Source organism: Sulfitobacter sp. HNIBRBA3233 (assembly GCF_040149665.1).
Lineage (GTDB): Bacteria > Pseudomonadota > Alphaproteobacteria > Rhodobacterales > Rhodobacteraceae > Sulfitobacter > Sulfitobacter marinivivus.
The window spans coordinates 71,651-98,388 of sequence record NZ_JBEFLP010000001.1; the positions used below are offsets into that span (position 1 = coordinate 71,651).

At 64.2% G+C, this 26,738-nt stretch carries 24 protein-coding genes; 18 read left to right on the forward strand and 6 right to left on the reverse strand.

Features of this window, described 5'->3' with window-relative positions:
* Positions 1 to 29 precede the first annotated feature (29 nt).
* On the reverse strand, positions 30 to 1,802 hold the full coding sequence (locus tag ABMC89_RS00350) for an SLC13 family permease (RefSeq protein ID WP_349564042.1): 1,773 nt from the start codon (positions 1,800 to 1,802) through the stop codon (positions 30 to 32).
* A gap of 146 nt (positions 1,803 to 1,948) precedes the next feature.
* Between ABMC89_RS00350 and ABMC89_RS00355 the strand changes: the two genes are divergently transcribed.
* The gene (locus tag ABMC89_RS00355; RefSeq protein WP_349564044.1) at positions 1,949 to 2,695 is read left to right on the forward strand and encodes a YebC/PmpR family DNA-binding transcriptional regulator; all 747 of its coding nucleotides are present in this window, start codon (positions 1,949 to 1,951) and stop codon (positions 2,693 to 2,695) included.
* An 87-nt stretch (positions 2,696 to 2,782) separates the two neighbouring features.
* Here ABMC89_RS00355 and ABMC89_RS00360 read toward each other — a convergent pair whose 3' ends face one another.
* Both ABMC89_RS00360 and ABMC89_RS00365 read right to left on the reverse strand, forming a co-directional pair.
* Entirely contained in the window at positions 2,783 to 4,162 is a 1,380-nt protein-coding gene (locus ABMC89_RS00360) for a M20 family metallopeptidase (protein WP_349564046.1), read from the reverse strand.
* 123 nt (positions 4,163 to 4,285) lie between these two features.
* Entirely contained in the window at positions 4,286 to 4,537 is a 252-nt protein-coding gene (locus tag ABMC89_RS00365) for a hypothetical protein (protein WP_349564048.1), read from the reverse strand.
* A 320-nt stretch (positions 4,538 to 4,857) separates the two neighbouring features.
* Here ABMC89_RS00365 and ABMC89_RS00370 point away from each other — a divergent pair, with 320 nt between their 5' ends.
* The 8 genes from ABMC89_RS00370 to ABMC89_RS00405 all read left to right on the forward strand — a co-directional run bounded on the left by ABMC89_RS00370 (position 4,858) and on the right by ABMC89_RS00405 (position 14,087).
* Positions 4,858 to 5,457, forward strand: coding sequence for a LysE/ArgO family amino acid transporter (locus tag ABMC89_RS00370; RefSeq protein WP_349564050.1), 600 nt, complete (start codon positions 4,858 to 4,860; stop codon positions 5,455 to 5,457).
* Positions 5,458 to 5,513: 56 nt separating this feature from the next.
* A complete protein-coding gene (locus ABMC89_RS00375; RefSeq protein WP_349564052.1) occupies positions 5,514 to 6,416 on the forward strand; it encodes a DMT family transporter in 903 nt (300 codons plus the stop codon).
* Positions 6,417 to 6,486: 70 nt separating this feature from the next.
* Complete coding sequence (betI, locus tag ABMC89_RS00380) at positions 6,487 to 7,062, forward strand: choline-binding transcriptional repressor BetI (protein WP_349564054.1); 576 nt, start codon at positions 6,487 to 6,489, stop codon at positions 7,060 to 7,062.
* A complete protein-coding gene (betC, locus tag ABMC89_RS00385) occupies positions 7,059 to 8,567 on the forward strand; it encodes a choline-sulfatase (RefSeq protein ID WP_349564056.1) in 1,509 nt (502 codons plus the stop codon). Before betI ends, betC begins: the two co-directional genes overlap by 4 nt.
* Positions 8,568 to 8,642: 75 nt before the next feature.
* Positions 8,643 to 9,824: a BCCT family transporter gene (locus ABMC89_RS00390; RefSeq protein WP_349564058.1), complete on the forward strand. Its 1,182-nt coding sequence runs from the start codon at positions 8,643 to 8,645 to the stop codon at positions 9,822 to 9,824.
* A gap of 71 nt (positions 9,825 to 9,895) precedes the next feature.
* A complete protein-coding gene (gene betB, locus ABMC89_RS00395; RefSeq protein ID WP_349564060.1) occupies positions 9,896 to 11,347 on the forward strand; it encodes a betaine-aldehyde dehydrogenase in 1,452 nt (483 codons plus the stop codon).
* Between the two features lie 265 nt (positions 11,348 to 11,612).
* Positions 11,613 to 13,271: a choline dehydrogenase gene (gene betA / locus ABMC89_RS00400; RefSeq protein ID WP_349564062.1), complete on the forward strand. Its 1,659-nt coding sequence runs from the start codon at positions 11,613 to 11,615 to the stop codon at positions 13,269 to 13,271.
* Between the two features lie 156 nt (positions 13,272 to 13,427).
* Positions 13,428 to 14,087 carry a thermonuclease family protein gene (locus tag ABMC89_RS00405; protein ID WP_349564064.1) on the forward strand — a complete coding sequence of 220 codons (660 nt, stop codon included), beginning with the start codon at positions 13,428 to 13,430 and terminating at the stop codon, positions 14,085 to 14,087.
* A 45-nt stretch (positions 14,088 to 14,132) separates the two neighbouring features.
* Here ABMC89_RS00405 and ABMC89_RS00410 read toward each other — a convergent pair whose 3' ends face one another.
* Both ABMC89_RS00410 and ABMC89_RS00415 read right to left on the reverse strand, forming a co-directional pair.
* Positions 14,133 to 15,527, reverse strand: coding sequence for a helix-turn-helix domain-containing protein (locus ABMC89_RS00410; RefSeq protein ID WP_349564066.1), 1,395 nt, complete (start codon positions 15,525 to 15,527; stop codon positions 14,133 to 14,135).
* 64 nt (positions 15,528 to 15,591) lie between these two features.
* Complete coding sequence (locus tag ABMC89_RS00415; RefSeq protein WP_349564068.1) at positions 15,592 to 16,836, reverse strand: multidrug effflux MFS transporter; 1,245 nt, start codon at positions 16,834 to 16,836, stop codon at positions 15,592 to 15,594.
* A gap of 193 nt (positions 16,837 to 17,029) precedes the next feature.
* Here ABMC89_RS00415 and ABMC89_RS00420 point away from each other — a divergent pair, with 193 nt between their 5' ends.
* The 7 genes from ABMC89_RS00420 (at position 17,030) to ABMC89_RS00450 (ending at position 23,021) form a co-directional block, all read left to right on the forward strand.
* Positions 17,030 to 18,562, forward strand: coding sequence for an acyl-CoA carboxylase subunit beta (locus ABMC89_RS00420; protein WP_349564070.1), 1,533 nt, complete (start codon positions 17,030 to 17,032; stop codon positions 18,560 to 18,562).
* A gap of 113 nt (positions 18,563 to 18,675) precedes the next feature.
* Positions 18,676 to 18,939 (forward strand): DUF7218 family protein, encoded by a 264-nt coding sequence (locus ABMC89_RS00425; protein ID WP_349564072.1) that lies wholly within the window; start codon positions 18,676 to 18,678, stop codon positions 18,937 to 18,939.
* Between the two features lie 16 nt (positions 18,940 to 18,955).
* Complete coding sequence (locus ABMC89_RS00430) at positions 18,956 to 19,351, forward strand: cupin domain-containing protein (RefSeq protein WP_349564074.1); 396 nt, start codon at positions 18,956 to 18,958, stop codon at positions 19,349 to 19,351.
* Positions 19,348 to 19,728, forward strand: coding sequence for a DUF6497 family protein (locus ABMC89_RS00435; protein ID WP_349564076.1), 381 nt, complete (start codon positions 19,348 to 19,350; stop codon positions 19,726 to 19,728). Before ABMC89_RS00430 ends, ABMC89_RS00435 begins: the two co-directional genes overlap by 4 nt.
* A gap of 214 nt (positions 19,729 to 19,942) precedes the next feature.
* On the forward strand, positions 19,943 to 20,089 hold the full coding sequence (locus tag ABMC89_RS00440) for a hypothetical protein (protein ID WP_349564078.1): 147 nt from the start codon (positions 19,943 to 19,945) through the stop codon (positions 20,087 to 20,089).
* A gap of 75 nt (positions 20,090 to 20,164) precedes the next feature.
* Entirely contained in the window at positions 20,165 to 20,512 is a 348-nt protein-coding gene (locus ABMC89_RS00445) for a hypothetical protein (protein WP_349568476.1), read from the forward strand.
* A gap of 463 nt (positions 20,513 to 20,975) precedes the next feature.
* A complete protein-coding gene (locus tag ABMC89_RS00450; RefSeq protein WP_349564080.1) occupies positions 20,976 to 23,021 on the forward strand; it encodes an acetyl-CoA carboxylase biotin carboxylase subunit in 2,046 nt (681 codons plus the stop codon).
* A 61-nt stretch (positions 23,022 to 23,082) separates the two neighbouring features.
* Here ABMC89_RS00450 and ABMC89_RS00455 read toward each other — a convergent pair whose 3' ends face one another.
* On the reverse strand, positions 23,083 to 23,490 hold the full coding sequence (locus ABMC89_RS00455; protein WP_349564082.1) for a DUF4174 domain-containing protein: 408 nt from the start codon (positions 23,488 to 23,490) through the stop codon (positions 23,083 to 23,085).
* A gap of 213 nt (positions 23,491 to 23,703) precedes the next feature.
* On the opposite strand from ABMC89_RS00455, the gene ABMC89_RS00460 reads away from it, so the two are divergent.
* Together ABMC89_RS00460 and scpA are read left to right on the forward strand one after the other, a co-directional pair.
* Entirely contained in the window at positions 23,704 to 24,642 is a 939-nt protein-coding gene (locus ABMC89_RS00460; RefSeq protein WP_349564084.1) for a hypothetical protein, read from the forward strand.
* Positions 24,602 to 26,734, forward strand: a complete 2,133-nt coding sequence (gene scpA / locus ABMC89_RS00465; RefSeq protein WP_349564086.1) for a methylmalonyl-CoA mutase — start codon at positions 24,602 to 24,604, stop codon at positions 26,732 to 26,734. Before ABMC89_RS00460 ends, scpA begins: the two co-directional genes overlap by 41 nt.
* The last annotated feature ends 4 nt before the right edge of the window (positions 26,735 to 26,738 follow it).

The window sequence follows — 26,738 nt, forward strand, 5'->3', positions numbered from 1 at the left end:
CAGCCTTTGGGTGCTGTCCGCAGGCCGCGCTAGAGCGGCCAGAAGAACAGGATCGCGGGTATCGAGACGACGATGACGATGATCTCGAGCGGCAGGCCCATGCGCCAGTAGTCACCGAACCCGTAGCCGCCGGGGCCGAGGATCAGCGTGTTGTTCTTGTGCCCAATAGGGGTGAGAAAGGCCGACGAGGCCGCGATTGCCACTGCCATCAGGAAAGGATCGGCAGACACGCCCAGCGTGTTGGCCATCTGGATGCCCACCGGTGCTGCCACGATCGTGGTTGCGGTGTTGTTCAGCACATCCGACAGCGACATCGTGACCACCATCAAAACCGTCAGCACCGCCCAGGCGGGCATGCCGAAGGTCAGGTCGACCAGCGTGCCCGCGATCAGTTCGGTGCCGCCCGATTTCTCCAGCGCGGCGCCCAGCGGGATCATCGACCCCAAGAGCACGATCACCGGCCATTCGATGTGGGTATAGAGTTCGTTCAGCGGAACGATCTTGACCAGCACATAGGCCACGACCACCAGACCCAGCGCCACGGGCAGATATACCAGCCCGAAGGACGCCGCGGACACCGCGCCCGCAAACAGGCCGATCGCGAGCCAGACCTTGCGGTTCTCCGTCACGGCCAGCCCCCGGTCCGCCAGCGGAAGAACGCCCAGCCAGTCGGCGACATCGCGTGCGGTATCGCGCGGCACCAGCAGCAACAGGATATCGCCGGTCTTGAGCGGGGTCTTGCGCAGGTGTTCGGTGATCTTGCGGCCGCGGCGTGAAATGCCCAGCAGCACGGAGCGGCGCCGCCATGCCAGACCCACCGATTGCGCCGACCGCCCGTTGAGCCGCGAGGCATCCGTCACCACGACCTCGATCACCTCGACGCCGTCACCATCCGCGCGCAGGGTCTCCTCGCGCCCGGCGTCGGCCACGGCCAGATCCAGCGTCGAGCGGAATTCGTCGAGCGCGTCCGGTGTCGCCTCGATCACCAGCGCGTCACCGGCCTGAAGCGCGGTGTTGCGGGCGCGGCCGAAGCGGCGCTTGTTGTCGCGGACAAGGCCGAGAATGGCGACATCGGACGCCTCTGCGACCTCCTCGTGTTCGTAGAGCCGCGTGCCGATGAGCTTGCTGTCTTCGGGCACCACCAGTTCGGCGATATAGTTGGAGACATCCTCGGCCCTGAGGGTCGCGTCGGCGCGTTGCGGGATCAGCCGCCAGCCGACCAGCGCCACGAAGGTCAGGCCGGCAATCGCCGCGATCCCGCCCACGGGCGCGAAATCGAACATGCGGAAAGGCTCTCCCAGCGCGTCCTGCCGGATGCTGGCGATGATGATATTGGGGGGTGTGCCGATCAGCGTGACCATGCCCCCCAGAATCGTCGCAAAGCTGAGCGGCATCAGCGACAGGCCCGGCGCGCGCCCCGCCTTGCGCGCGGTCTGGATATCCACGGGCATCAGCAGGGCAAGGGCCGCGACATTGTTCATGAAAGCCGACAGGATACCGCCCACCGCCCCCATCAGGGTGATATGTGCGCCCAGACTGCGCGAGGCATCGACCAATGTGCGGGTGATCAGCAGCACGGCGCCGGACCGCACCAGCCCCGCGGACACCACCAGAACCAGCGCCACCACCAGCGTTGCGGGATGGCCGAACCCCGAGAACGCGTCCTTGCTGTCGACCACGCCCAGCACGACCCCCAGCATCAGCGCCGAGAATGCCACGATGTCGTAGCGCAGCCGCCCCCAGAGCAGCATCCCGAAGACTCCGCCGAAGAGAGAGAAGAGAATGATCTGTTCGCTGGTCATGTTCCGCGTTCCTTGTCTGGTGCTCATCTCGCTCGGGGGAGGGGGCGGATGCAAGCGGAATGAAAGGCGCGCGAGGGGGGATTGCCCTTGCCCGTGGCGCTGCCATATAGACGGGACAAGCACGACATATCCGACGGAGACACCACATGGCCGGCCATTCCAAATGGGCAAACATCCAGCACCGCAAGGGGCGGCAGGACAAGCTGCGCTCCAAACTCTTCTCCAAGCTGAGCAAGGAGATCACGGTCGCCGCCAAGATGGGCGATCCCGATCCCGACAAGAACCCGCGCCTGCGGCTTGCGGTGAAAGAGGCCAAGGCCGTGTCGATGCCCAAGGACAACATCGAACGCGCGATCAAGAAGGCGACCGGCGGTGACGCGGAGGACTACGAGGAAATCCGCTATGAGGGTTACGGCCCCAACGGCGTTGCGGTTATCGTCGAGGCGATGACCGACAACCGCAACCGCACCGCGTCGACGGTCCGGTCCACCTTTACCAAGAACGGTGGCAATCTGGGCGAAACCGGTTCGGTCGGCTTCATGTTCGACCGCAAGGGCGAGGTCGTCTATGCGGCAGAGGTCGGCGATGCCGATACCGTCATGATGGCCGCGATCGAGGCCGGTGCCGAAGACGTGGAAAGCTCCGAAGACGGTCACGTGATCTATTGCGCGGATACCGACCTGAACGAGGTGTCAACGGCGCTCGAGGCCGAACTCGGCGAGAGCGAAAGCACCAAGCTGATCTGGCGTCCCACCACCACGACGGAGATGGACCTTGAGAGCATGCAGAAGCTGATGAAGCTGATCGACGCGCTGGAGGATGACGACGACGTGCAGCGTGTGACCGCGAACTTCGAAGCCTCCGACGAGGTCATGTCTCAGCTCGACGCGTGAGGCAGGGCAGGCGGCGCGCGCCGGGGCAACGCACCGGGCGCGCGCGGCGCAGCGATATCGAGCCCGACGAGAGGGCCGGCGGCCCGCTCAGGCGTCTTTGGCGCCGATATCCCACCACAGGCCCGTCATCACCTGCAGCGCGTCGGCGCAGAGCGGGGCCAGAACATGTTCGTCCGGCGCGTGCTGCGAACATCCCCTGTAGGAATGCGGCACCCAGACCGTGGGCAGGCCCAGGATCTCGCTGAAAACCTCGTTCGGCAGCGAGCCCGCGAGATTCGGCAGCACATGGGGCGCCTTGCCGGAAGTGTCGGTTATCGAATCGATGACGCGCGCGACCCACGGATGGTCCGGCGCGTGGCGGGTGGCCTGAAACGCGCCTTTCTCGTCCGGAACGATCTCCACCGCTTCGAATCCATGCGCGTCGAGATGGGCGCGCAGCGCGGGCACGATGCGATCCGGGTCCGTTCCAACGACAAAGCGCAACTGGCAGGTCGCGCGGGCGCTGCCCGAGATCGCGTTCACCGGTGCCTCCGGTGTGCCGCTGGTCATCGCCAGAACCGCAAAGCTGTTCCAGCCGTAGGCGCGCTCGGCCGGGCTGAGCGATGCTTCGCCCCAATCTTCGTCCACTGTCGGGCCGTCCGGCCCGGTGACAGGCAAGTCGCGCAAGAGCGCGCGCACCGCGTCCGTCAGGCTGTCAGGGCGCCAGTCGGCGATGGCGATCTGCCCGCGGGCATCGGTGATGCACGAAATCGCCTGCGCCAGAATGATCGCGGGATCCGCCAGCAGACCGCCCCAGTTGCCCGAATGATGCGCGCCCTCGCGCAGATCGACACGCAGGTCAAAGTTGCGCGCCCCGCGCGCACCCAGAAAGACAGTCGGCACATCCGGTTGCAGCCGCGGTCCGTCGGAGGCGATCAGCACATCCGCCGCAAGCGCGTCGCGATGGGAGGCGGCGAATTCCGCCAGACCGGGTGATCCGGTTTCCTCGGACATCTCGATGAGGAACGTCGCGTTGAACCCCAGCCTGCCGCGCGTGGAGATCACCGCCTCCATCGCGGCGAGGTTGATCAGATGTTGCACCTTGTTGTCCGCGCTGCCGCGCCCGTAGAGCCTGTCACCGTCCCGCGTCAGCCGAAAGGGATTGCGCCCCTGCGCCCACCGTCCCTGCATTCCCAGAACCGTATCGCCGTGGCCGTAGACCAGGACCGTGGGCGCGTCGGCATTTTCTACGCGGCGCGCCACGAGGAACGGCCCGCCGCGCGGGTCCGGATTGTCGTGGATCTGCGTCTCGAACCCTGCGGCGGCAAAGCGCGGTGTCATCGCCTCTGTCAGATAGCGCATGAGGGCGGGCGCGGCCTCGGGGTTCTGGCTTTCGCTCGGGATCGCAACCAGTTCGGACAGGTCCTGTTCAAACCGGTCGGTGGCATAGTCGGCAATGGCGGCGAGGGCGGAGGTGCGGTCGGACATGGATTTCCCCTGATGGCTTTGCGGTCACGATGGGTAAAGCCCGGTCAGAGTTCAAACGAAAAAACCGCCCCGAGAGGGGCGGTTTCAACGGTCTGACCAGAAGGCCGGCAGAGGTGTTTCGCGTCAGGTCGTCTGGCCCATCATCCGCAGGAATCCGGTCCACGACCCACCACTGGCGCGGCGGCTGCCCGTGTCGCGGTCGCGCTGTGCCGATACCGTGGCCAGCACCCGTTTCACTTCGTTCAGTCGGTCCGTCGCATCGCGGCCTCCGGCAGAGGCTTCGACCCGCAGGATTTTCGATTGTGTCTCGAGGGCGCGCTCAATCAACGCGACATCATCGGGGCTGATTTCCAGCTTCTTTGTTGTGTCGAACATCTGTCTCGTATCCTTCATATCTGCGCATCAGATAGGTGCTTGCAATGAGATACGCCAGTGGGGGGCGATCAGTTTCATATGAGATCCGCCTAAATTTTCACATCAATGTGAACTTTCGGATATCGGTCTGTTATTTCTGTAACTTTCGGGGTCGTCCGGCCTTGAAGAAAGCTAACCCAAGCACCCACACACGCGCAAAACGCATTGGCGTGAACAATTTGTGAGCGTTTCGCGAACGCTGCCCCGCGCAGTCGCGCGTGTACAAGTGCCGTTCCCGGCGCTATCCACGCGCGACACCCGCCTGAACAGGACAGTCCTGCATGCTCGCCTCGCTCGTACCCGGTTTCCTGCTCAGCCTGTCGCTGATCCTCGCCATCGGGGCGCAGAACGCCTTTGTGCTGCGGCAGGGATTGCGCCGTGAGCATGTGTTCTGGGTCTGCCTGACCTGTGCGCTGTCGGATGCGTTGCTGATCTCTGCCGGCGTTGCGGGTTTCGGCGCGCTGGCCACGCAGCTGCCGTGGTTCGAGACGGTGATGCGCTACGGGGGGGCGGCGTTCCTGCTGGTCTACGGCTGGCGCAACGCGCAGAGCGCGTGGCGCGGGGGGGCGGTCCTCGATGCGGGCGGGCGTGGGGGCGCCGTGCTGGGCCGGACGCTTCTGACGCTGCTGGCGCTGACGTGGCTCAACCCGCACGTCTATCTGGACACTGTGGTGCTGATCGGCTCGATCTCGGCACAGTACCCCGACCGGCTGGCCTTCGGCATCGGGGCGGTGGCCGCCAGTTTCGTGTTTTTCTTCGCCCTGGGCTACGGCGCACGGCTGTTGCAGCCGCTCTTCGCGCGCCCGGCCAGCTGGCGCGTTCTGGATGCCGTGATCGCGCTCACGATGTGGGGGATCGCGCTGTCGCTGATCCTTCATTAGGCAATTATTTCGCGACGGCCCTTGCCAGTCCTTCGGACATGGGGTCAAGTCCGGTCATGGCTTCCAAAATCCCCCAACGTCCGGTTCTCGGCGTTTTCTGGATGCTCGTTACCGGCATCTGTTTCGTTATGGTCACCGCATTGGTCAAAACGATGGGCCCGCGGATTCCGCCGGGCGAAGCGGCGTTCATCCGCTATGCCATGGGTCTTGTGTTCCTGCTGCCCTCGATCCGGGCCCTGCGCGAGGCGCATCTGACCAAAAGGCAATGGGGATTGTTCGGATTGCGCGGCTTTTGCCACGCGGGCGGGGTGATCCTGTGGTTCTACGCCATGGTGCGCATTTCCATCGCCGAGGTGACCGCGATGAACTACCTCGCGCCGATCTATGTGACCGTGGGGGCCGCTTTGTTTCTGGGCGAACGTCTGGCCGGGCGGCGTATCGTGGCGGTCGTGATGGGCCTTCTTGGGGCCGTCATCATCCTGCGGCCGGGATTTCGCGAAGTCAGCCCCGGCCATATCGGCATGCTCGTTGCGGCGGTGGTCTTTGCGGGCAGCTATCTGGTTGCCAAGGTTCTGGCGGACGAGGTCAAGCCCACTGTCGTCGTGGCCATGCTGTCGGTTTTCGTGACCATCGGCCTGTTCCCCTTTGCCATCGCCGACTGGATCACGCCCACCCCGCGGGAGCTTATGTTCCTCTTCGGTGTTGCCTGTTTCGCCACCGCCGGACACTACACCATGACGCTGGCGTTTTCGGTGGCACCCCTGACGGTGACACAACCGGTCACCTTTCTGCAACTTGTCTGGGCGACGGCGCTGGGCGCGATATGGTTCTCCGAACCTATTGATATCTGGGTCATTATCGGTGGTGCGGTCATTTTGGGATCGGTCACCTTCATCACCTGGCGCGAGGCGATGATGAAGCGCCAGATCACCCCGCTGAGCCACGCGCCGAAGACCTGATTTTTTATTGATTGACGGATCAGTCAAAGGCTGGCACCCCTAGCGTCACGCAATAGGGGGAACGATTCGTATGCCGAAAGTCGGGATGGAACCTATGCGCCGCGCCTCTCTGGTGCGCGCCACGATCGAAGAACTGGGCCGTGCGCAGTCTCTTGACGTGACAGTGGGCCAGATCGCCAAGACGGCGGGCATGTCGACGGCGCTTGCCCACCACTATTTCGGCGGCAAGGATCAGATATTCCTCGCCGCGATGCGCCATATCCTGACCGAATACGGGGCTGAGGTGCGTCAGGCACTGGCCCGTGCCACCACGCCGCGCGAACGCGCCGAGGCGATCCTGAAAGCCAGCTTTGCCAAGACCGGATTTGCCCCCGGTGTCGTCAGCGCGTGGATGACGCTTTACGCGGGCGCGCGTACCAATCCGCAGACGAAACGCCTGCTGACGCTCTACCAGTCGCGGCTGCGGTCGAACCTGACCCACGCGCTGCGGCCCATCAGCCCGACACCCGAAGCCCATGCCGAAGCGCTCGCCGCGCTGATCGACGGGTTGTACCTGCGCGCCGCGCTGTCCGACGAAGGATCGAGTGCGACCGCGCTCGACACCGCGCTGGGCGCGCTCAACCTGCTACTGAAGAGGGACGTATGAGCCAGCCAAACATCTTGATCCTGATGGTCGACCAGTTGAACGGCACGCTGTTTCCAGACGGCCCCGCCGACTGGCTCCACGCGCCCAACCTCAAGAAGCTCGCGGCGCGCTCCACGCGGTTTCGCAACGCCTATACCGCCTCGCCGCTCTGTGCGCCGGGGCGCGCGGCCTTCATGTCCGGGCAGTTGCCGTCGGCCACGGGTGTCTACGACAACGCCGCCGAATTCCCGTCATCCGTGCCGACCTTTGCCCACCACCTGCGCCGCGCGGGCTATCAGACCTGCCTGTCGGGCAAGATGCACTTCGTCGGCCCCGACCAGCTGCACGGCTTCGAAGAACGCCTGACCACCGACATCTATCCGGCCGATTTCGGCTGGACCCCGGACTACCGCAAGCCGGGCGAGCGGATCGACTGGTGGTATCACAACATGGGCAGCGTCACCGGTGCCGGCGTGGCCGAGATCACCAACCAGATGGAATACGACGACGCCGTCGCCTTCGAGGCGACGCGCAAGATCTACGATCTGTCGCGCGGTCTGGATCCGCGTCCGTGGTGCCTGACGGCCAGCTTCACGCATCCGCACGATCCCTATGTCGCGCGCCGCAAGTACTGGGACTTCTACGAGGACTGCGAGCATCTTCTGCCACAGGTGCCGGCGATGGACTACGACGACCACGACCCGCATTCGCAGCGCATCTTCGACGCGAACAACTGGCGCGAATTCGACATCTCCGAAGAAGACATCCGCCGCTCGCGCCGCGCCTATTTCGCCAACATCAGCTATCTCGACGACAAGATCGGCGAGATCCTCCAGACGCTGGAAGACACCCGGCAAGAAGCGATCATCCTCTTCGTGTCGGATCACGGGGACATGCTGGGCGAGCGGGGACTGTGGTTCAAGATGAGCCCGTTCGAGGGATCGTCACGGGTGCCGATGATGATCGCGGCGCCGCAGATGGCGCCGGGGCTGAACACCACGCCGGTCAGCAACATCGACGTCTGCCCGACGCTGTGCGACCTCGCCGGCGTCGACATGTCCGAGATCATGCCGTGGACCACGGGCCAGAGCCTCGTGCCGCTGGGGCAGGGCGGCGAGCGCATGGAACCCGTCGCGATGGAATACGCAGCCGAGGCATCCTATGCGCCGCTGGTCACGCTGCGCTACGGCAAATGGAAATACACACGCTGCGCGCTGGATCCCGATCAGCTGTTCGATCTCGACGCCGATCCGCACGAGTTGATCAACCTCGCCCAAAGCCCCGAGCACGCGGGCACCCTGCGGACGCTGCGCGCGAAATCGGAGGCGCGCTGGGATCTCGATGCCTTCGACGCGGATGTGCGCAAAAGCCAGGCCCGTCGCTGGATCGTCTACGAAGCGCTGCGCAAGGGGGGCTATTACCCGTGGGACTACCAGCCGCTGCGCGATGCCTCCGAAGCATACATGCGAAATCACATGGACCTGAACGTTCTGGAAGAAAACAAGCGCTTTCCCAGAGGGGAATGATAAGCTTGCGACTGCCCAAGAGTGCGGGGCACCTGATGCGAAACAGCACTCGAACCAATCGATAGGGACAACAACATGCTAACCTCCATCATCTCATTCGGGGTGATCCTTGCCTTCGCGCTCGTGATCTTCGCCACGATCCGGTACTGGAACCTCGAACTGACAGGCACCCAGCCGCAATCGCTTTTCGTGTTCATCGCGATCCTGTTCACCTCGGGCCTCGATGTGGGGCTGATCATGTTTCCGCTGGCCTTCGACTATCCGCTCTACGCCGACACGGCCGCCGAACCCGCCTATGGTTTCACCAACCCGCTGGCGCTCGAGTTCGGTTTCTGGGGCTTCCTGATCTGGGCGTTCTACTTCCTGACGACGTTCTATTTCTGCGCGATCGAACCCCGCACGCGGTTCTTTGAAATCCCCGCGGTGAAGATCCTCAACAACATCGTCATCATCACGACCTGTGCCTTCACCGGCGCGCTGTTCCTGATCTACATGCCCTATTACATCGCCGAAGTCGGCGACGGCGAGACGATCCTGCCGGTCTTCTACCTGATCTGCTTCCTCGTCATCCTGATCGCGGCCTTCAGCTCCACGGATATCAAGTTCGTTCGCGTGCTGTCCGTCAGTTCGACCGTGCTGTTCGGCGTTCTGATCGCCTATATGTGGATCAATGCCGGCATGACCTTCGGTGAGTTCGCGGCCACGGGCAGCGAAATCGGCGGCTACTTCGCCAATATCCACAAGTTCGTCGTCCCCCTGACCGAATACCACGAATTCTACCTGTTCTGGTGGTTTGCGTGGTCGATCATGATCGGCCAGTTCGTCAGCCGGTTTGTCAGCGGCCTGAAGACATGGCAGTTGCTGGCGTCGCTTCTGGTGTTCCCGTCGATCCCGCTCGCGCTGTGGTTCACGGTTCTGTACTACTACCACCTGAACGGCATCGGTACGGCCGGCTTCCCGAACTGGGCGATGACCATCGTCGGCATCGTGTTCGTGATCAACAGCTTCGACAGCCTGATCCGCCTGTATACCGACAACCTGAACCTGACCAGCGAACGCTTCGGCACGGTGCGCTACGTCTTTGGCAACGCCATTGGCCTCTTCGTGCTGACGCTCCTGTTCCAGAGCCAGTGGCTCCAGATCCAGTGGGTCGGCACGGTCGTGATCGTGATCTACCTTCTGGCGCTTGCCTACATGTTCTTCGGACGCAACCACTCGTTGAAAAAGCTCGACGGGCAGGCGTCGCCGCTGAACTGAACCCTTCAATTTGAAACCAGATGCACCGCCCGGACAGGCCGGGCGGTGCGCAACCGCAGAAAGAGAACGACATGCAGACCCAACCCCAAGCGAGCCATTTCATCGACGGTGCCTATGTCGAGGACACCAACGGAACCCCGATCGAGGTGATCTATCCCGCGACCGGAGAGCGGATCGCGACCGTTTACGCCGCGACCCCCGAAATCGTCGATCGCGCGCTGGATGCGGCGCGCCGCGCGCAGGCCGAATGGGCGAAGATGACCGGCACCGAACGCGGCCGCATCCTGCGCCGCGCCGCAGACATCATGCGCGAGCGCAACCATGACCTGAGCATTCTGGAAACCTACGATACGGGCAAACCCTATCAGGAAACCTCCGTGGCCGATGCGACCAGCGGTGCGGATGCGCTGGAATATTTCGGCGGTCTTGCCGGATCGCTGACCGGAGAGCACATCCCGCTGGGCGAGGATTGGGTCTATACACGCCGCGAACCGCTGGGTGTCTGCGTCGGCATCGGCGCGTGGAACTACCCCACGCAGATTGCCTGCTGGAAAGGTGCTCCGGCGCTCGCCTGCGGCAATTCGGTGGTGTTCAAACCCTCCGAAACGACCCCGCTCTGCGCGCTCAAGGTGGCGGAAATCCTTGTCGAGGCGGGCCTGCCCAAGGGGCTTTACAACGTCATTCAGGGTCTGGGCGAGGTCGGCGCATCGCTGGTCACCGATCCGCGCGTGGACAAGGTGTCGCTGACAGGGTCGGTGCCCACGGGCCGCAAGGTCTATGCCGCCGCCGCCGAGGGCATGAAGCACGTCACCATGGAACTGGGCGGCAAATCCCCGATGATCGTGTTCGAGGATGCCGATATCGAAAACGCCATTTCCGGTGCGATCAACGGCAACTTCTACAGCTCCGGTCAGGTCTGCTCGAACGGGACACGGGTGTTCGTGCACAAGGACATCAAGGAGAAATTCCTCAGCCGTCTGGCCGAACGTCTGGACACGGCGGTCATCGGCGATCCGATGGATCCCGACACGAACTTCGGCCCGATGGTGTCGGAGCGGCAGATGAACATCGCGCTCGACTACGTCGCCAAGGGCGAGGCCGAAGGTGCGCGTCTGGTCTACGGCGGTCGCCGGATCGACCGCGACGGGTTCTACATGCAGCCCACCATTTTTGCCGACGTGACCGACGACATGACCATCGCGCGCGAGGAGATCTTCGGCCCCGTCATGGCGGTGCTGGATTTCGAGGACGAAGCCGAGGTGCTGGCCCGCGCCAATGACACGGAATACGGTCTGGCGGCGGGTGTATTCACCAACGATCTGACCCGCGCGCACCGTATCGCCGCGGGGTTCGAAGCCGGAACCTGCTACATCAACACCTATAACGACGCGCCGGTCGAGGCGCCTTTTGGCGGGGTGAAAGCCTCGGGCGTGGGGCGTGAGAACTCGAAGGCCGCGATCGAGCACTACAGCCAGTTGAAATCTGTCTACGTGCGCATGGGGGATGTAGAGGCGCCCTTCTGACCGGGGCGTGATCTGATCGGGCGCTGGCCGCGCACGCCATTTCTGGCGTCCGTGGCCGGCGTTCCCCCCGGAAAGTTTGAGGGCCCGCCGGGCCGAACGTCCGGACCGGCCCGCCGCGAGGTGTCAGGGCGCGCAGCACGCGCGAACACACCTTACCGAAAATGGATGCGATCTCGTGACGCCCCAAGGACCGAACCGGCCAACGCCGGATCGCGAGGGGGCGGCTGTGAGCCTTCGTGGATTGACGACGATGTGGAGAGAAAAGATGGAAGCGGATTATGTAATCATCGGTGCGGGCAGCGCCGGATGTGCGATGGCCTACCGGCTGGGCGAGGCGGGCAAGGATGTGCTGGTGATCGAACACGGCGGGTCGGATGCGGGGCCCTTCATCCAGATGCCCGCCGCGCTGAGCTATCCGATGAACATGAAGCGCTACGACTGGGGCTATAACTCGGAGCCCGAGCCCAACCTCGGCGGGCGGCGGCTGGTCGTCCCGCGCGGCAAGGTGATCGGCGGATCCTCGTCGATCAACGGCATGGTCTACGTGCGCGGCCACGCCATGGATTTCGACCACTGGCGCGATCAGGGCGCCGACGGCTGGGGATACGCGGACGTGCTGCCCTACTTCCGCCGGATGGAGAACTGGCACGACGGCGGGCACGGCGGCGATCCCGCGTGGCGCGGCACCGACGGCCCCTTGCACGTCAGCCGCGGCCCGCGCGTGAACCCGCTGTTCGAGGCCTTCGTCGAGGCGGGCAAGCAGGCCGGCTATGAGGCGACCGACGACTACAACGGCGAAAAGCAGGAAGGCTTTGGCCCGATGGAGCAGACCGTCTGGAACGGGCGGCGCTGGTCGGCGGCCAATGCCTATCTGCGGCCCGCGCTGAAGCGCGCGAACGTCAAGCTGACCCGCGCATTGGCGCAGAAAGTGGTGGTCGAGGACGGGCGCGCCACCGGTGTCGAGGTAAAGCGCGGAGGCCGGACCGAGGTGATCCGTGCCCGCCGCGAGGTGATCGTGGCCGCGTCCTCCATCAATTCGCCCAAGATCCTGATGCTGTCGGGCATCGGCCCTGCCGCGCATCTTGCCGAGCACGGCATCGACGTGATCGCCGACCGCCCCGGTGTGGGCGGCAATCTTCAGGACCACCTCGAAGTCTACATGCAGGTGGCGTCGAGCCAGCCGATCACGCTCTACAAGCACTGGAACGTCTTTTCCAAGGCCGTGATCGGGGCGCAGTGGCTGTTCTTCAAGAAAGGGATGGGGGCCTCGAACCAGTTCGAAAGCGCCGCCTTCATCCGCTCGAAAGAAGGGATTCCCTATCCTGACATCCAGTACCATTTCCTGCCGATGGCGGTGCGCTATGACGGGCAGGCCGCCGCCGAAGGGCATGGCTTCCAGGCCCATGTCGGGCCGATGCGCAGCAAATCGCGCGGGCGGGTATCGCTGACCTCGGGCGATCCGGACGCCGCGCCGAAGATCCTGTTCAACTACATGTCCCACGAGGAGGACTGGCAGGAATGGCGCCGCTGCGTGCGGCTGACACGCGAGATATTTGCACAGGACGCTTTCAAGCCCTACGTCAAACATGAGATCCAGCCCGGCGCGTCGGTCCAGAGCGACGACGAGATCGACGATTTCGTGCGCGAGCACGCAGAGAGCGCGTATCACCCCTGCGGGACCTGCAAGATGGGCCGCCGCGACGACCCCGATGCCGTGGTGGACGCAACGGGGAAGGTGATCGGCGTGGACGGGCTGCGCGTGGCGGACAGCTCGGTCTTTCCGCGCATCACCAACGGCAATCTCAACGCGCCGTCGATCATGGTGGGCGAGAAGGTTGCCGACCATGTGCTGGGCCGCGACCCGCTGGCGCCGTCGAATGATACGCCGTGGATCCATCCGGACTGGAAAACCGCGCAGCGCTGACCCCGTCCCGGGCAGAAAAAGCGGAATTGGTTAACGAAATTTTAACCTTTTCCGCTTTTCTCCTTAATTCGCGACGCATTCCCGTGCCATGGTGCAACCATGGCGGTTGTTCGTTTTCAACAGAAGCGCAGATCGGGGCGGGCGGTGCTCCTGGGCATGGCTGCGTTGCTCGTGCTTGCGGCAGGGGCGATGGCGGTCACCGTCGAGGGCCGAATCACGGGGCCCGTGCGCGTGATCGACGGCGATACGCTCGACGTTGGCGGCACGCGGATCAGGCTGCATGCTGTGGATGCGCCCGAAGCGGCGCAGACCTGCGAGACGCCGCAGGGGACCGAATGGGCCTGTGGCGGATGGGTCACCAAGGTCGTCGCCGACCGGCTGGACGGCCTGCGCGCGGATTGTACCAAGCTGGACACGGACCGCTACGGCCGCACCGTCGCGCGCTGTGCCGTGTCGGGCGAGGATGTGGGCGCGTGGCTCGTGCGCGAGGGGCTGGCCTTTGCCTATGTGGAATACGGGCGCGACTATGCCGCCCTCGAGCGCGTGGCGGAGGACCGCAAGAAGGGCCTGCATGCCAGCCGCGTGCAGCGGCCCAACGCCTATCGCGCGGAACAGCGACAGGGGCAGCAACGGCAGGCGGCGCAGCCGCAGGACTGCGTGATCAAGGGCAATATCGGCCGCTCCGGCGAGCGGATCTATCATCGTCCGGGCCAGAAATACTATGACGCCACGCGGATCAGCCGCAGCCGCGGCGAACGCTGGTTCTGCTCGGAAGGTGCAGCACAGGCGGCGGGCTGGCGCGCGGCGCGGCGATAGCGGCGCAGGCTCGTCGAGGGCTGTGCGCCCTCTGCCTCGCAGGGCTCAATCCACACGGTAGGGCAGGATATCGCGCCGGTCAGGGTCCACCACCAGATGCCGTTCCAGGGGGGGAACCGCGCGCTGGTGGCAGGATTTGCGCGTGCAGATGCGGCACGAGATCCCGATAGGTTCGAAGGCGGTGTCGCGGCTGAGGTCCAGCCCATCGGCATAGACCAGCGCCGAGGCATGTTTCACCTCGCACCCCAGCGCAATCGCGAAGCGCCGGACCGGCGCGCCGAAACGCCCGGGTGATTTGGAGATATCGCGCGCGATCGAGATATAGCGCACGCCGTCGGGCGTTTCGGCCAGCTGCCGCAGGAAACTGCCGGGTGTCTCGAACGCGCGGTGTACGTTCCACAACGGGCAGGCGCCGCCAAAGCGTGCGAACTGCAACCGCGTGGCCGAATGGCGCTTGGTGATCGTCCCTGCCTGATCCACGCGCACGAAAAAGAACGGCAGCCCCTTCGCGCCGGGGCGTTGCAGCGTCGACAGGCGGTGCGCGATCTGTTCGATCGACGCGCCGAAATGCTGCGACAACGCCTCCAGATCGTGGCGGTAGGACTGCGCCTGCGCCAGAAACGCGCCGTAGGGCAGCAGCGCCGCACCGGCAAAGTAATTCGCCAGCCCCATCTTGGCGATCTGCCGCGCGGCAGGGGAATGGAACCGCGCCAGATCCAGCGTCGCCTCCAGCAGAGGGTCCTGACGCCGCAGCGCGACCTGAAGCAGGATCTGGAAGGTCTGCGTCTGCGACGTGGCCCTCGAAGAGATGTGCAACACCTGGGTTTCGGGATCGAAAAGCCGCAGCGAATCCATATCGGTGAACGACACCGAGACCCCCGCCTCGGCGAGCGCGTCGATCGCCCGCGCGCGGATCGGACCGGCGTCACGGGTGGCGAAACGTTCCGCCGCGCGGTCAACGGCATCGATGTAGTTGTCGCAATAGTGGAAGAAATCGCGCACCTCTTCCCAGGGCGAAGGGGTCGCGCGGGCGTCTTCGCGCCCCAGCGCCTCGTCGAGCGAGGCCAGCCGTTCGTGCGCCTGCCGGTAACTCTGGTGCAGCTTGATGAAGGCCCGCGCGAGCGACGGCGCATTGGAGGCCGCAAGCCGTATATCCGCCACCGGGGGCATATCGCCCTCGAACAGCGGATCGGCCAGAAGCTCCTGCATGTCCGACACCAGCCGCTCGCCGTCACCCGCCGACAGCTCTGTCACATCCATGCCGAATTCGCGCGCCAGCGCCAGCACCACCGTTGTGGACACGGGCCGGTTATTGTTCTCCATCTGGTTGAGATAGGGCAGGGACACGCCCAGCCGCTCGGCAAAGAGTTTCTGGGTCTGCCCCAGCTTCAGCCGCTGTTCCCGCAGCTTCGCACCGGCGTAGAGTTTCTGTGTCGCCATTGCGCGGCCCTTTGCAGATTAGCAGATACCGCAAAGTATCTTTGCAAAGGTCGGGCGGCAAGCGCTACTCGGCGGGCTTTCCGGCCAGCATCAGCGCGCGTTCGCGGCGCACGACCATCGCGATCGACAGGAAGCCGAGGATGGCGGTGATCAGCATGATCCACAACAGCGGGAAGGCCCCCGATTGCGGCGTCAGCAGCGCGCCCGCCAGCGCGCTCAGCCCGGCACCGCCGCCGATCATGAGCGCGCCGCCAAGCCCCGATGCCGTGCCCGCAAGATGCGGGCGCACCGACAACATCCCCGCCGTCGCATTGGGAATGCACAGACCGTTGCCCAGACCGACCAGCGTCATCATCCCGAAGAAGCTGAAGGGCGATCCGTAGCCTGCCATGAAGATCAGCAGCGAAATCGTGCTGCCGACCGCATTGGCGATACAGCCCCAGAACACCATCGCGTTGATCCCGAACCGCACCGAGAAGCGCGCGGTAATGAAGTTGCCCAGAAAATACCCCACCGCCGGCGCACCGAAGAAAAAGCCGAGCGTCGAGGGCGACATGCCGAAGACCTCTTTGCCGACGAAGGGCGCACCGCCCAGATAGGCGAAAAACGCCCCCGACGAAAATCCGGCGGCCATCGCGTAGCCCCAGAACCGCGGGCTGCGCAGAAGTTCGGGGTATTCGCCGAACTGCTGTGTCAGCGTCTTGCCCGAGCGGATCGCCGTCTCGCCCATGTCGAACCATGCCAGAACCAGCGTCAGCGCACCGGCGACAAACAGCGCCCAGAAGACCGCCTCCCAGCCGAACCATTCATCCAGAATGCCGCCCAGTGCGGGGCTGATCATCGGCACGACAGCCATGCCCATCGTGACATAGCCGATCATCGATGCGGCCACGTCCTGGCTGTACATATCGCGCACCGCCGCACGGCTGAGCACCATCGCCGTGGCGATCGCGGCTTGCAACATGCGGAAGAACAGGAAGACCTCGATGGTCGGGGCAAAGATACATCCCACGGTCGCGATCAAGAAAATCACCAGCCCCAGCAGAATGACGGGCCGGCGACCGAATTTGTCCGACAGCGGCCCCACAAAGATCTGCAAGACGCCCGACACGGCCAGATAGACCGCCACGGACAGCTGCATGACGCTGTAGTCCGTGCCGAAATGGTCCGCCATCTTGGGCAGGCTGGGCAGGAACATGTTCATCACGCAGGCGGACATGCCAGCCAGCAGGATCAGGGTAAGAATGTGGGGCGGGGACCTGCGGTTGCCAAATTGGACAGGGGGCAGATCATCACGGATCTTGTTCATGAACGAGAAGTAGACCGATCAGTTCAGGTTGTCCATGTTTCGCGAGGATTATTAATAACGCGATTTGCTTTTTTCGTGTTTTGCAATTTGCTGCGCGGGCCGTGAAAACAATTTGCAAATTTGCTAAATCGGCCTTTGTCTCGTCGTGCCGCTCCGATACAACACCTCAAAGTCCTTTGGGAGGAGCCCTGTCATGAAAGATATCCTGCAACAGCTCGACGATCGCCGCGAAACCGCGCGGCTGGGCGGCGGACAGGCGCGCATAGACGCGCAGCACGGTCGCGGCAAGCTGACCGCACGCGAGCGGGTGCAGCTTCTGCTCGACGAGGGATCTTTCGAAGAATTCGACATGTTCGTGACCCACCGCTGCACGGATTTCGGCATGGACGCGCAAAAGCCCGCAGGCGACGGCGTCGTCACCGGCTGGGGCACGATCAACGGCCGCCTCGTCTATGTGTTCAGTCAGGATTTCACGGTTCTGGGCGGGTCGGTGTCCGAAACCCACGCGCGCAAGATCTGCAAGATCATGGACATGGCCGTCCAGAACGGCGCGCCGATCATCGGTATCAACGACTCGGGCGGCGCGCGCATCCAGGAGGGCGTCGACAGCCTTGCGGGCTACGGCGAGGTCTTCCAGCGCAACATCGAGGCGTCGGGCGTGGTGCCGCAGATTTCCGTCATCATGGGGCCCTGCGCGGGCGGGGCGGTCTATTCGCCCGCGATGACCGATTTCATCTTCATGGTCAAAGACAGCTCCTACATGTTCGTGACCGGCCCTGACGTGGTCAAGACCGTGACCAACGAACAGGTCACCGCCGAGGAGTTGGGCGGGGCCAGCACGCACACGCGCAAATCCTCCGTCGCCGATGCCGCCTTCGAAAACGATGTCGAAGCGCTGGCCGAAGTGCGCCGTCTGGTGGATTTCCTGCCGTCGAACAACCAGTCGAAACCACCCGTGCGTCCTTTCTTCGACGACCCCGAGCGGATCGAGCCATCGCTCGACACGCTGGTGCCCGAGAATGCGAACACCCCCTACGACATGAAAGAGCTGATCCTCAAGCTTGCCGACGAGGGTGATTTCTACGAGATCCAGGAAGAGTTCGCCAAGAATATCATCACCGGCTTCATCCGGATCGAGGGGCGGACCGTGGGTGTGGTCGCCAACCAGCCGATGGTGCTGGCCGGCGTGCTGGACATCGACAGCGCCCGCAAGGCCGCGCGCTTTGTCCGCTTCTGCGATGCGTTCGAAATCCCGATCCTGACCCTTGTGGATGTGCCCGGCTTCCTGCCCGGCACCTCGCAGGAGTACGGCGGCGTCATCAAGCACGGGGCGAAACTGCTCTATGCCTACGGCGAGGCAACCGTGCCGACGGTCACCGTGATCACGCGCAAGGCCTACGGCGGCGCCTATGTGGTCATGGCGTCCAAACATCTGGCGTCGGATTTCAACTATGCCTGGCCCACGTCCGAGATTGCCGTGATGGGCGCCAAGGGCGCGACCGAGATCATCCACCGGTCCGACCTCAAGAACCCCGAAAAGCTTGCCAAGCACACGGCGGATTACGAGGCGCGGTTCGCCAACCCCTTCGTCGCCGCCGAACGGGGCTTCATCGACGAGGTGATCCAGCCGCACACCACGCGCAAGCGCATCGCCCGCGCCTTTGCCAGCCTGCGCAACAAGAAGGTGACACGCCCCTGGAAAAAGCACGACAACATTCCGCTGTGAGCCAGACCAGATGTGCCTGACTGCCCAGATCACGAATTGCCCTTGCCCCGTCCGGGGCCGCGTGCCGGGAACTTCCCGGCCCGCCGGGCTGTTCTGTGACAAAGGAGACAATCATGGCCAAGCAACATTCGAACTCGATCAAGGACGAGGATACCTACGAAGCGCTGCGCGAGGATGGCGCATCCAAGGAAAAGGCCGCGCGCATCGCGAATGCGCAGGCCAGCGACAGCCAGGAGCCGGGCAAGAAGGGCGGCAAGCAACCGCCCTACGAGGAGTGGACCAAGGACGAGCTCTACGAGCGCGCGCAGGAACTGGACATCGACGGACGCTCGGAGATGGACAAGGACGCGCTGATCGAGGCCTTGCGCAACCACTGACGCGCGGAGGCCGGGGATGAGCCTGTTCAAGACCCCCGGCTTTACCATCAGCCACGCCGACGCGGGCCAGTTCGAGGGCGCAGGCCTGCGGCCGTTTTTCGAATATCGGCAGCTGGGCATCGACACGGCCACGGACGGCGCGTTCGGCGCACATGTCATCCGCGCCGTACCCGGCGCGGAAAGCCCCGGCACATGGCACACGCACGATCTGGCTTTCCAGATGGTCTATGTCACCAAGGGCTGGGTCGTCTTCGAATACGAGGGCGAGGGCGAACATATCCTGCGCGCGGGATCCTGCGTGCTGCAACCGCCCGGCATTCGCCACCGAGAGCTGCGCCATTCCGACGACATGGAACTGATCGAGATCGTCTCGCCGGCCGAATTCCGCACCGAGGAGGCCGCAGCCCCATGAGCCGCATCGCTCTTCTTCTCGCCTTTGTCGCCACGCCACTCTGGGCGGCGGATGTCCCGTCGGGGCAGTCCGTGACGCTGCACGAGGTGCTGGTGGACGAACATCCCGGCACCACCTATCTGCGGTTCCGCTTTCTGGCGCCGATGATCGGCGCATCGCCCGATGGTGTGGATTACGAGGTGACCGGCGCGGACATGCTGTTTCTGTGTGAAACGCTGGCACTGCCCTACATCTCCGACTTCCAGCTCGAGGGCGACCGGATCATCATCTCCATGATGGACCGGGTCACCGAATTCGCCGTGCCCGACCCGGATGCGACCCAGGTTTTCGAGGCTTTCCGCCCTGTGGACGGAACCTGTATGTGGGATGATTTCTGATGGCTACACAATATCTTGCGGCTCGATACTCATGTGGACAGATTTTTGCGGCTTTGGCGTCACAGAATGCCGTTACGATTTTGTCCACATATCCACACCGCCCGGTCTGCGGTATGATGCGCGGTGGCGACACCTGCGTGTCGCCGAACCAGAAAACGGGAACAATCGGACGTGCCAAGCGTCAGTCCCGTGTAACACGAGACAGGAGAAACAGATGTCCAAGAGCATCAAACTACTCGCAGCCCTCGGCCTTGTCGCCGCAGTCGCTGCTTGTGCGAAAGAGCAGCAGGTCGAAGAATTCGTCGTGGTTGATCCAGAACCGATCAGCCAGGAACCCGTCTACACCGGCAAGTACAAATAATGCGACTTCAGGGCGGGCGATTGCGCCCGTCCTGAATGCCCCTGTCGCGGGGGGCACGGCATGGCACTAGATTACATGCTCAAACACCGCGGCTTCCCCGGCCGTCTGCCGGGTACCGATTTCCAGTTCACCCTCCGCCGCGCCAATCCCAAGGGGGCGACAGCGCTGACGCGTCGCGAACGCCGCTCCGACCGCCGTGCGCCCGACCGCCGCGCGGACGAGGCCTTCATGAAGGCCCTGTGGGAGCATTTCGGCGAAGAGCCGTTCGAGCGCGGCAACCTCGACGCGGGCCGGCTGTCGTGGCTCTTCGAGCGCGAGGTGATCCCTGCGACCGACCCCTTCGATCCCGCCGATTACGAAGCGATGCTTGTCATCGACGCACGGGTCGCGCGCGCCTCCTTCCCTGACGTGTTCAAGGATTGATCGGCAGAATGTTGCGCAGCACTTCCCGCCATAAGCAAACTCTGGCCGAGGTTCCGGCAGGGCCCATTCCGGGCTTCCCAGCGGGCCGTCGCGCGGTCAGGGTGACAGGTGCGACACGCCCGGCCCAAACCCCGGTGCGCTCATCGCCTCATGACCATACCCCTTCCTCGGACGGGTGGCAGGCCTGTCCCTTTTCCCTGCTGCCCGTCTTTTTTTGGTCGTCGGCGCAGGGGCGGCAGGGGCCGTGCGTGGCGCGATCGACACCAGCGGCGCGGCCATCGCCCAGGGCAGCCTTGTCACCGTCGCTGCGGCCCGCAACAACCTTTATAGCGAACTCAACCCGGGCAAGTGTCGCTGACACCCCCCGTCTGACCAGCGCGGCCAAGGCCGCTTCAAAGCCATCGTCCCGCATCTGCCGGGCCGGGGGCTTTTTCCGTTTTCAATTACCAAAAGGGACATCGCCATGTTCAACAAGATCCTGATCGCCAACCGCGGCGAAATCGCGTGTCGGGTCATCAAGACCGCGCGCAAGATGGGCATCCAGACTGTTGCGATCTATTCCGACGCGGATCGTTCCGCGTTGCACGTCCAGATGGCGGACGAGGCGGTGCACATCGGCCCGCCCCCCGCGAACCAGTCCTACATCGTCATCGACAAGGTGATGGAGGCGGTCAAATCCTCCGGCGCGCAGGCCGTTCACCCCGGCTATGGCTTCCTGTCGGAGAACGCCAATTTCGCCGATGCGCTGGACGCCGCCGGTGTCGCCTTTGTAGGACCGCCCAAAGGGGCCATCGAAAAGATGGGCGACAAGATCACGTCCAAGAAGATCGCACAGGACGCCGGTGTCAGCACCGTGCCGGGCTACATGGGCCTGATTTCCGATGCCGACGAGGCGGTAAAAATCTCCAAGGAGATCGGGTATCCGGTGATGCTCAAGGCCTCTGCCGGCGGCGGCGGCAAGGGGATGCGCATCGCGTGGAACGACGCCGAAGCGCGCGAGGGCTTCCAGTCGTCCAAGAACGAAGCCGCCAACAGCTTCGGCGACGACCGTATCTTTATCGAGAAATTCGTGACCCAGCCGCGCCACATCGAAATCCAGGTGCTCTGTGACGCGCATGGCAACGGCATCTATCTGGGCGAGCGTGAATGCTCGATCCAGCGCCGCAACCAGAAAGTCGTGGAAGAGGCCCCGTCGCCCTTCCTCGACGAAGCGACGCGCAAGGCCATGGGCGAACAGGCCGTCGCCCTCGCGCAGGCCGTGGGATACACCAGCGCGGGCACGGTGGAATTCATCGTCGACGGCGACAAGAACTTCTATTTCCTCGAGATGAACACCCGCTTGCAGGTGGAACACCCCGTGACCGAGCTGATCACCGGTGTCGATCTGGTCGAGCAGATGATCCGCGTGGCGAACGGCGAGAAGCTGACGATCACGCAGGACGATGTGAAACTGACCGGCTGGGCCATCGAAAACCGTCTCTATGCCGAAGATCCCTATCGCGGTTTCCTGCCGTCCATCGGCCGTCTGACCCGCTACCGCCCGCCGCAGGAACAGGCCGCAGGCCCGCTGCTGGAGAAGGGCACATGGCAGGGCGACGCGCCGAGCGCGGACATGGCCGTGCGCAACGATACCGGCGTCTACGAGGGCGGCGAGATCTCGATGTACTACGATCCGATGATCGCCAAGCTCTGCACATGGGCGCCCACGCGCGCCGAGGCGATCGAGCGGATGCGCGTCGCGCTCGACAGTTTCGAGGTTGAAGGGATCGGCCACAACCTGCCGTTCCTCAGCGCGGTGATGGATCACCCGATCTTCATCGACGGGACCATGACAACCGCCTTCATCGAGGAACAGTATCCCGACGGGTTCGACGGTGTCGAACTGCCCGAGTCCGAGCTGCGCCGCATCGCGGCGGCCACGGCGGCGATGCACCGCGTCGGCGAAATCCGCCGCGCGCGGGTGTCGGGCCGTATGGACAACCACGAACGCAAGGTCGGCAGCGACTGGAACGTGACGCTGCAGGGCCACAGCTTTGACGTGAAGATCGACGCCGATCAGACCGGCGCGAGCGTGACCTTCGACGACGGCGCGACACTGCGCGTCTCGGGGGCGTGGACGCCCGGCATGCCGCTGGCGGAAATGACGGTCGAAGACGCGCCGCTGGTGCTGAAGGTCGGCAAGATTTCGGGCGGTTTCCGCATCCGTACCCGCGGCGCGGACCTGAAAGTGCACGTGCGCACCCCGATCCAGGCCGAAATGGCCCGCAAGATGCCCGTCAAGGTGCCGCCGGACACCTCCAAGATGCTGCTGTGCCCGATGCCGGGTCTGGTGGTGAAAATCGACGTGGCCGAGGGCGACGAGGTTCAGGAGGGGCAGGCGCTCTGCACGGTCGAGGCGATGAAGATGGAAAACATCCTGCGTGCCGAACGCAAGGGCGTCGTGTCCAAGATCAACGCCAGCGCGGGCGACAGCCTGGCGGTCGACGATGTCATCATGGAGTTCGAGTGATCCGGGCAGACCGGATCAGGACACTAACCCGTCCCGGTATCCGGGGCGGGCGCTTTGCGCGTCAATTGCGCGCCGCTTCTTTCGCTTCGCGGATCTCGCGCTGCCGCATCGGCATCTTGTCGATGCTCGCGGTGATTTCCCGCACGTCCTGCGGAAAGGGTTTGCGGATTTTCAACTGTCCGTCCTTGCCGACGAGCGTCAGCATGAAGCCGCGCGGGCGCATGCGCAGCCGGATTTCGCTACGCGCGTCGGGGTCGGTATCGGTGATCACAACCACATCGCGCTCGACCAGCCGGTCGGCCTCGGACACGATCAACTCCATCTGCTCGACGAAGGCCGGGTCGAATTCGCTGTCGGCAAAGATGACGACAGGGCGTTTAATCCACTTGAATTCGTTTAAATCCGTATCAACAGCGTTCAGAATGGCCAGCGGTTCGGTTGGCTCCGCGGCCGTCTGCGCCTGTGCCATGGTCGCGAATGCGCCAATGAAAACAGCGGATAAGATAGATTTCATATGCTCTCCTTCGGGACCCAATATAAGCGCTTTGGCCCCGATTGCGAATGTTCGGACACCGTTTTCGGCCATTAAGCCCGTTGCAAGGGAATTTGTCGCATGACCGTAGGGATTTCCCTTCCACGGTCGCGCTCAGCGGCCCTTTGGCAAAAAGGCATGGCGAGCTTCATGGACATTATCCTGCACGTCGGCGCGCATCGCACCGGCACCACCAGTTTCCAGCACTATCTGCGCCACAACCGCGACAGGTTGCTGGCCGACCGTACCGTCATCTGGGAGCCATCGCTGCTGCGCCGGGGCATGTTCGACGGATTGTTCCCGCGCGAAAGGGTGCTGAACGGGCGCAACCTTCAGCGGCGCGCCATGGGACGGGTCCGGCTGCACGCGGTACAGGCCCTGCGCGCGGGTGCCGACCGGCTGGTGATCAGCGAGGAAAACATCATCGGCGCGCCGCGCGCCTGTCTGCGCGCGACGACGCTCTATCCCGCAGCGGGCGAACGTCTGGCGCGCCTCGGCATGGCGCTGGAGGGGCGCGTGCGACGGGTCGTGATCGGCGTGCGATCGCAGGATCTGTGGTGGGCCTCGGTGGCGGCCTACGCGGTGGGCAAGGGGCACGCGGTGCCGCATCCCGCGCGCCGTGCCGACATCGCACAGAACCCGCGCAGCTGGCGCGACGTGATCACCGACATGGCCTGCGCCTTGCCGGGGGCCGAGATCGTCGTGGCCCCGTTCGAACGGATGGCGGGCCGCAGCGACCGGTTGCTGGAAATCGCGACGGGCCGTCCGGCCCCGACAGAGGCTGCCGATGTCTGGTTGAACCGCTCGCCCGACCGGCGCGGATTGGCCGACCGGCTGGAGCAGGCCGCCATGCCGGGCGACGACCTGTGGCAGGGCCGCTGGCAACCCTTCGATGCGGCACAGGTCAGCGCCCTGCGCGAAGCCTATGCCGACGACATGATGTGGCTCACCGCAGGGGCGGACGGGCTGGCACGACTGACAGAGGAAACACCCCGTGACAGAGCAGGCCGAAGCCTGCCGGACGGGACATGGATAAAAGGACATCACGATGACCGACACCCCCAAGGATACATGGCGCACACTGGCTGAGGGCGAGCTGCGCGGCCGCTCTGTCGACGATCTGACGTGGAAGACGCTCGAGGGGATCGACGTCCAGCCGCTCTATACCGATGCCGATCTGGAAGGGGTGGATCACCTCGGCTCCATCCCCGGGCAGGCGCCCTATACGCGCGGTGTGAAGGCCACGATGTACGCGGGCCGTCCGTGGACGATCCGCCAGTACGCGGGATTCTCCACCGCCGAAGAATCCAATGCCTTCTACCGCCGTGCCCTTGCGGCGGGGCAGCAGGGCGTGTCCGTGGCCTTCGATCTCGCGACGCACCGCGGCTATGACAGCGACCACCCGCGCGTCGAGGGGGATGTGGGCAAGGCCGGCGTGGCCATCGACAGCGTCGAGGACATGAAGATCCTCTTCGACGGTATCCCGCTGGAAAAAGTGTCTGTTTCCATGACGATGAACGGCGCGGTCATTCCGATTCTCGCCAGTTTCATCGTCGCCGGAGAAGAGCAGGGCGTGGATCGCGCGGCGCTGTCGGGGACGATCCAGAACGACATCCTCAAGGAATTCATGGTCCGCAACACCTATATCTACCCGCCCGAACCCTCGATGCGGATCATCGCGGACATCATCGAATATACCGCCAACGAGATGCCGAAGTTCAACTCCATCTCGATCTCCGGCTACCACATGCAGGAAGCGGGCGCGAACCTCGTGCAGGAGCTTGCCTTTACCCTTGCCGACGGACGCGAATACGTGCGCACGGCGATTGCCGCGGGCATGGACGTGGACAAATTCGCTCCGCGCCTCAGCTTCTTCTTCTGCATCGGCATGAACTTCTTCATGGAGGCGGCCAAGCTGCGCGCGGCGCGGCTGCTGTGGAGCCGGATCATGGACGAGTTCAAGCCGAAGAACCCGAAATCCTCGATGCTGCGCACCCATTGCCAGACTTCCGGCGTCAGCCTTGCCGAACAGGACCCCTACAACAACGTCGTCCGCACCGCCTATGAGGCGATGAGCGCGGTTCTGGGCGGGACGCAATCGCTGCACACCAATTCGCTGGACGAGGCGATCGGCCTGCCCACGGACCATTCGGCCCGCATCGCCCGCAACACCCAGCTGATCCTTCAGGAGGAAACCGGCGTGACCAATGTGGTCGATCCGCTGGCGGGCTCCTACTACGTCGAGAAACTGACCGCCGATCTGGCCGACGCCGCGTGGAAGCTGATCGAGGAGGTCGAGGAAATGGGCGGCATGACCAAGGCGGTTGCCTCCGGCATGCCGAAACTGCGCATCGAGGAGGCCGCAGCCCAGCGTCAGGCGGGCATCGACCGCGGCACCGAGGTGATCGTCGGTGTCAACAAATACCGCCGCGACAAGGAAGACGAGATCGACATTCTGGACGTCGACAACGTGAAGGTGCGCGACAGCCAGGTGGCGCGGCTGAAGACCGTGCGCGCCGGGCGCGACGCGGCTGCCTGTGAGGCGGCGCTTGCCGAACTCACCCGCCGCGCGCGCGAGGGGGGCAACCTGCTGGAGGCTGCGGTAGAGGCGGCCCGTGCGCGGGCATCGGTAGGAGAGATCAGCATGGCCATGGAAAAGGAATTCGGACGCCACCGCGCCGAGGTGAAGACATTGGCGGGCGTCTACGGCGCCGCCTACGAAGGCGACGAAGGCTTCGCCACGATCCAGAAGTCGGTGGAGGACTTCGCCGAGGCCGAAGGCCGCCGCCCGCGCATGCTGGTGGTGAAGATGGGGCAGGACGGGCATGACCGCGGCGCCAAGGTGATCGCGACGGCATTTGCCGACATCGGGTTTGACGTGGATGTCGGCCCGCTGTTCCAGACCCCCGCCGAGGCCGCGCAGGATGCGGTGGACAACGATGTGCACGTCATCGGGATCTCGTCGCAGGCCGCCGGCCACAAGACCCTTGCACCGCAGCTGGTCAAGGCGCTGAAAGAGGCGGGTGCCGAGGACATCATCGTGATCTGTGGCGGCGTCATTCCGCAGCAGGATTACCAGTTCCTCTACGACGCGGGCGTAAAGGCGATCTTCGGGCCCGGCACGAATATCCCGGCGGCGGCGCAGGATATCCTCAAGCTGATCCGCGATGCGCGCGGCTAGGATC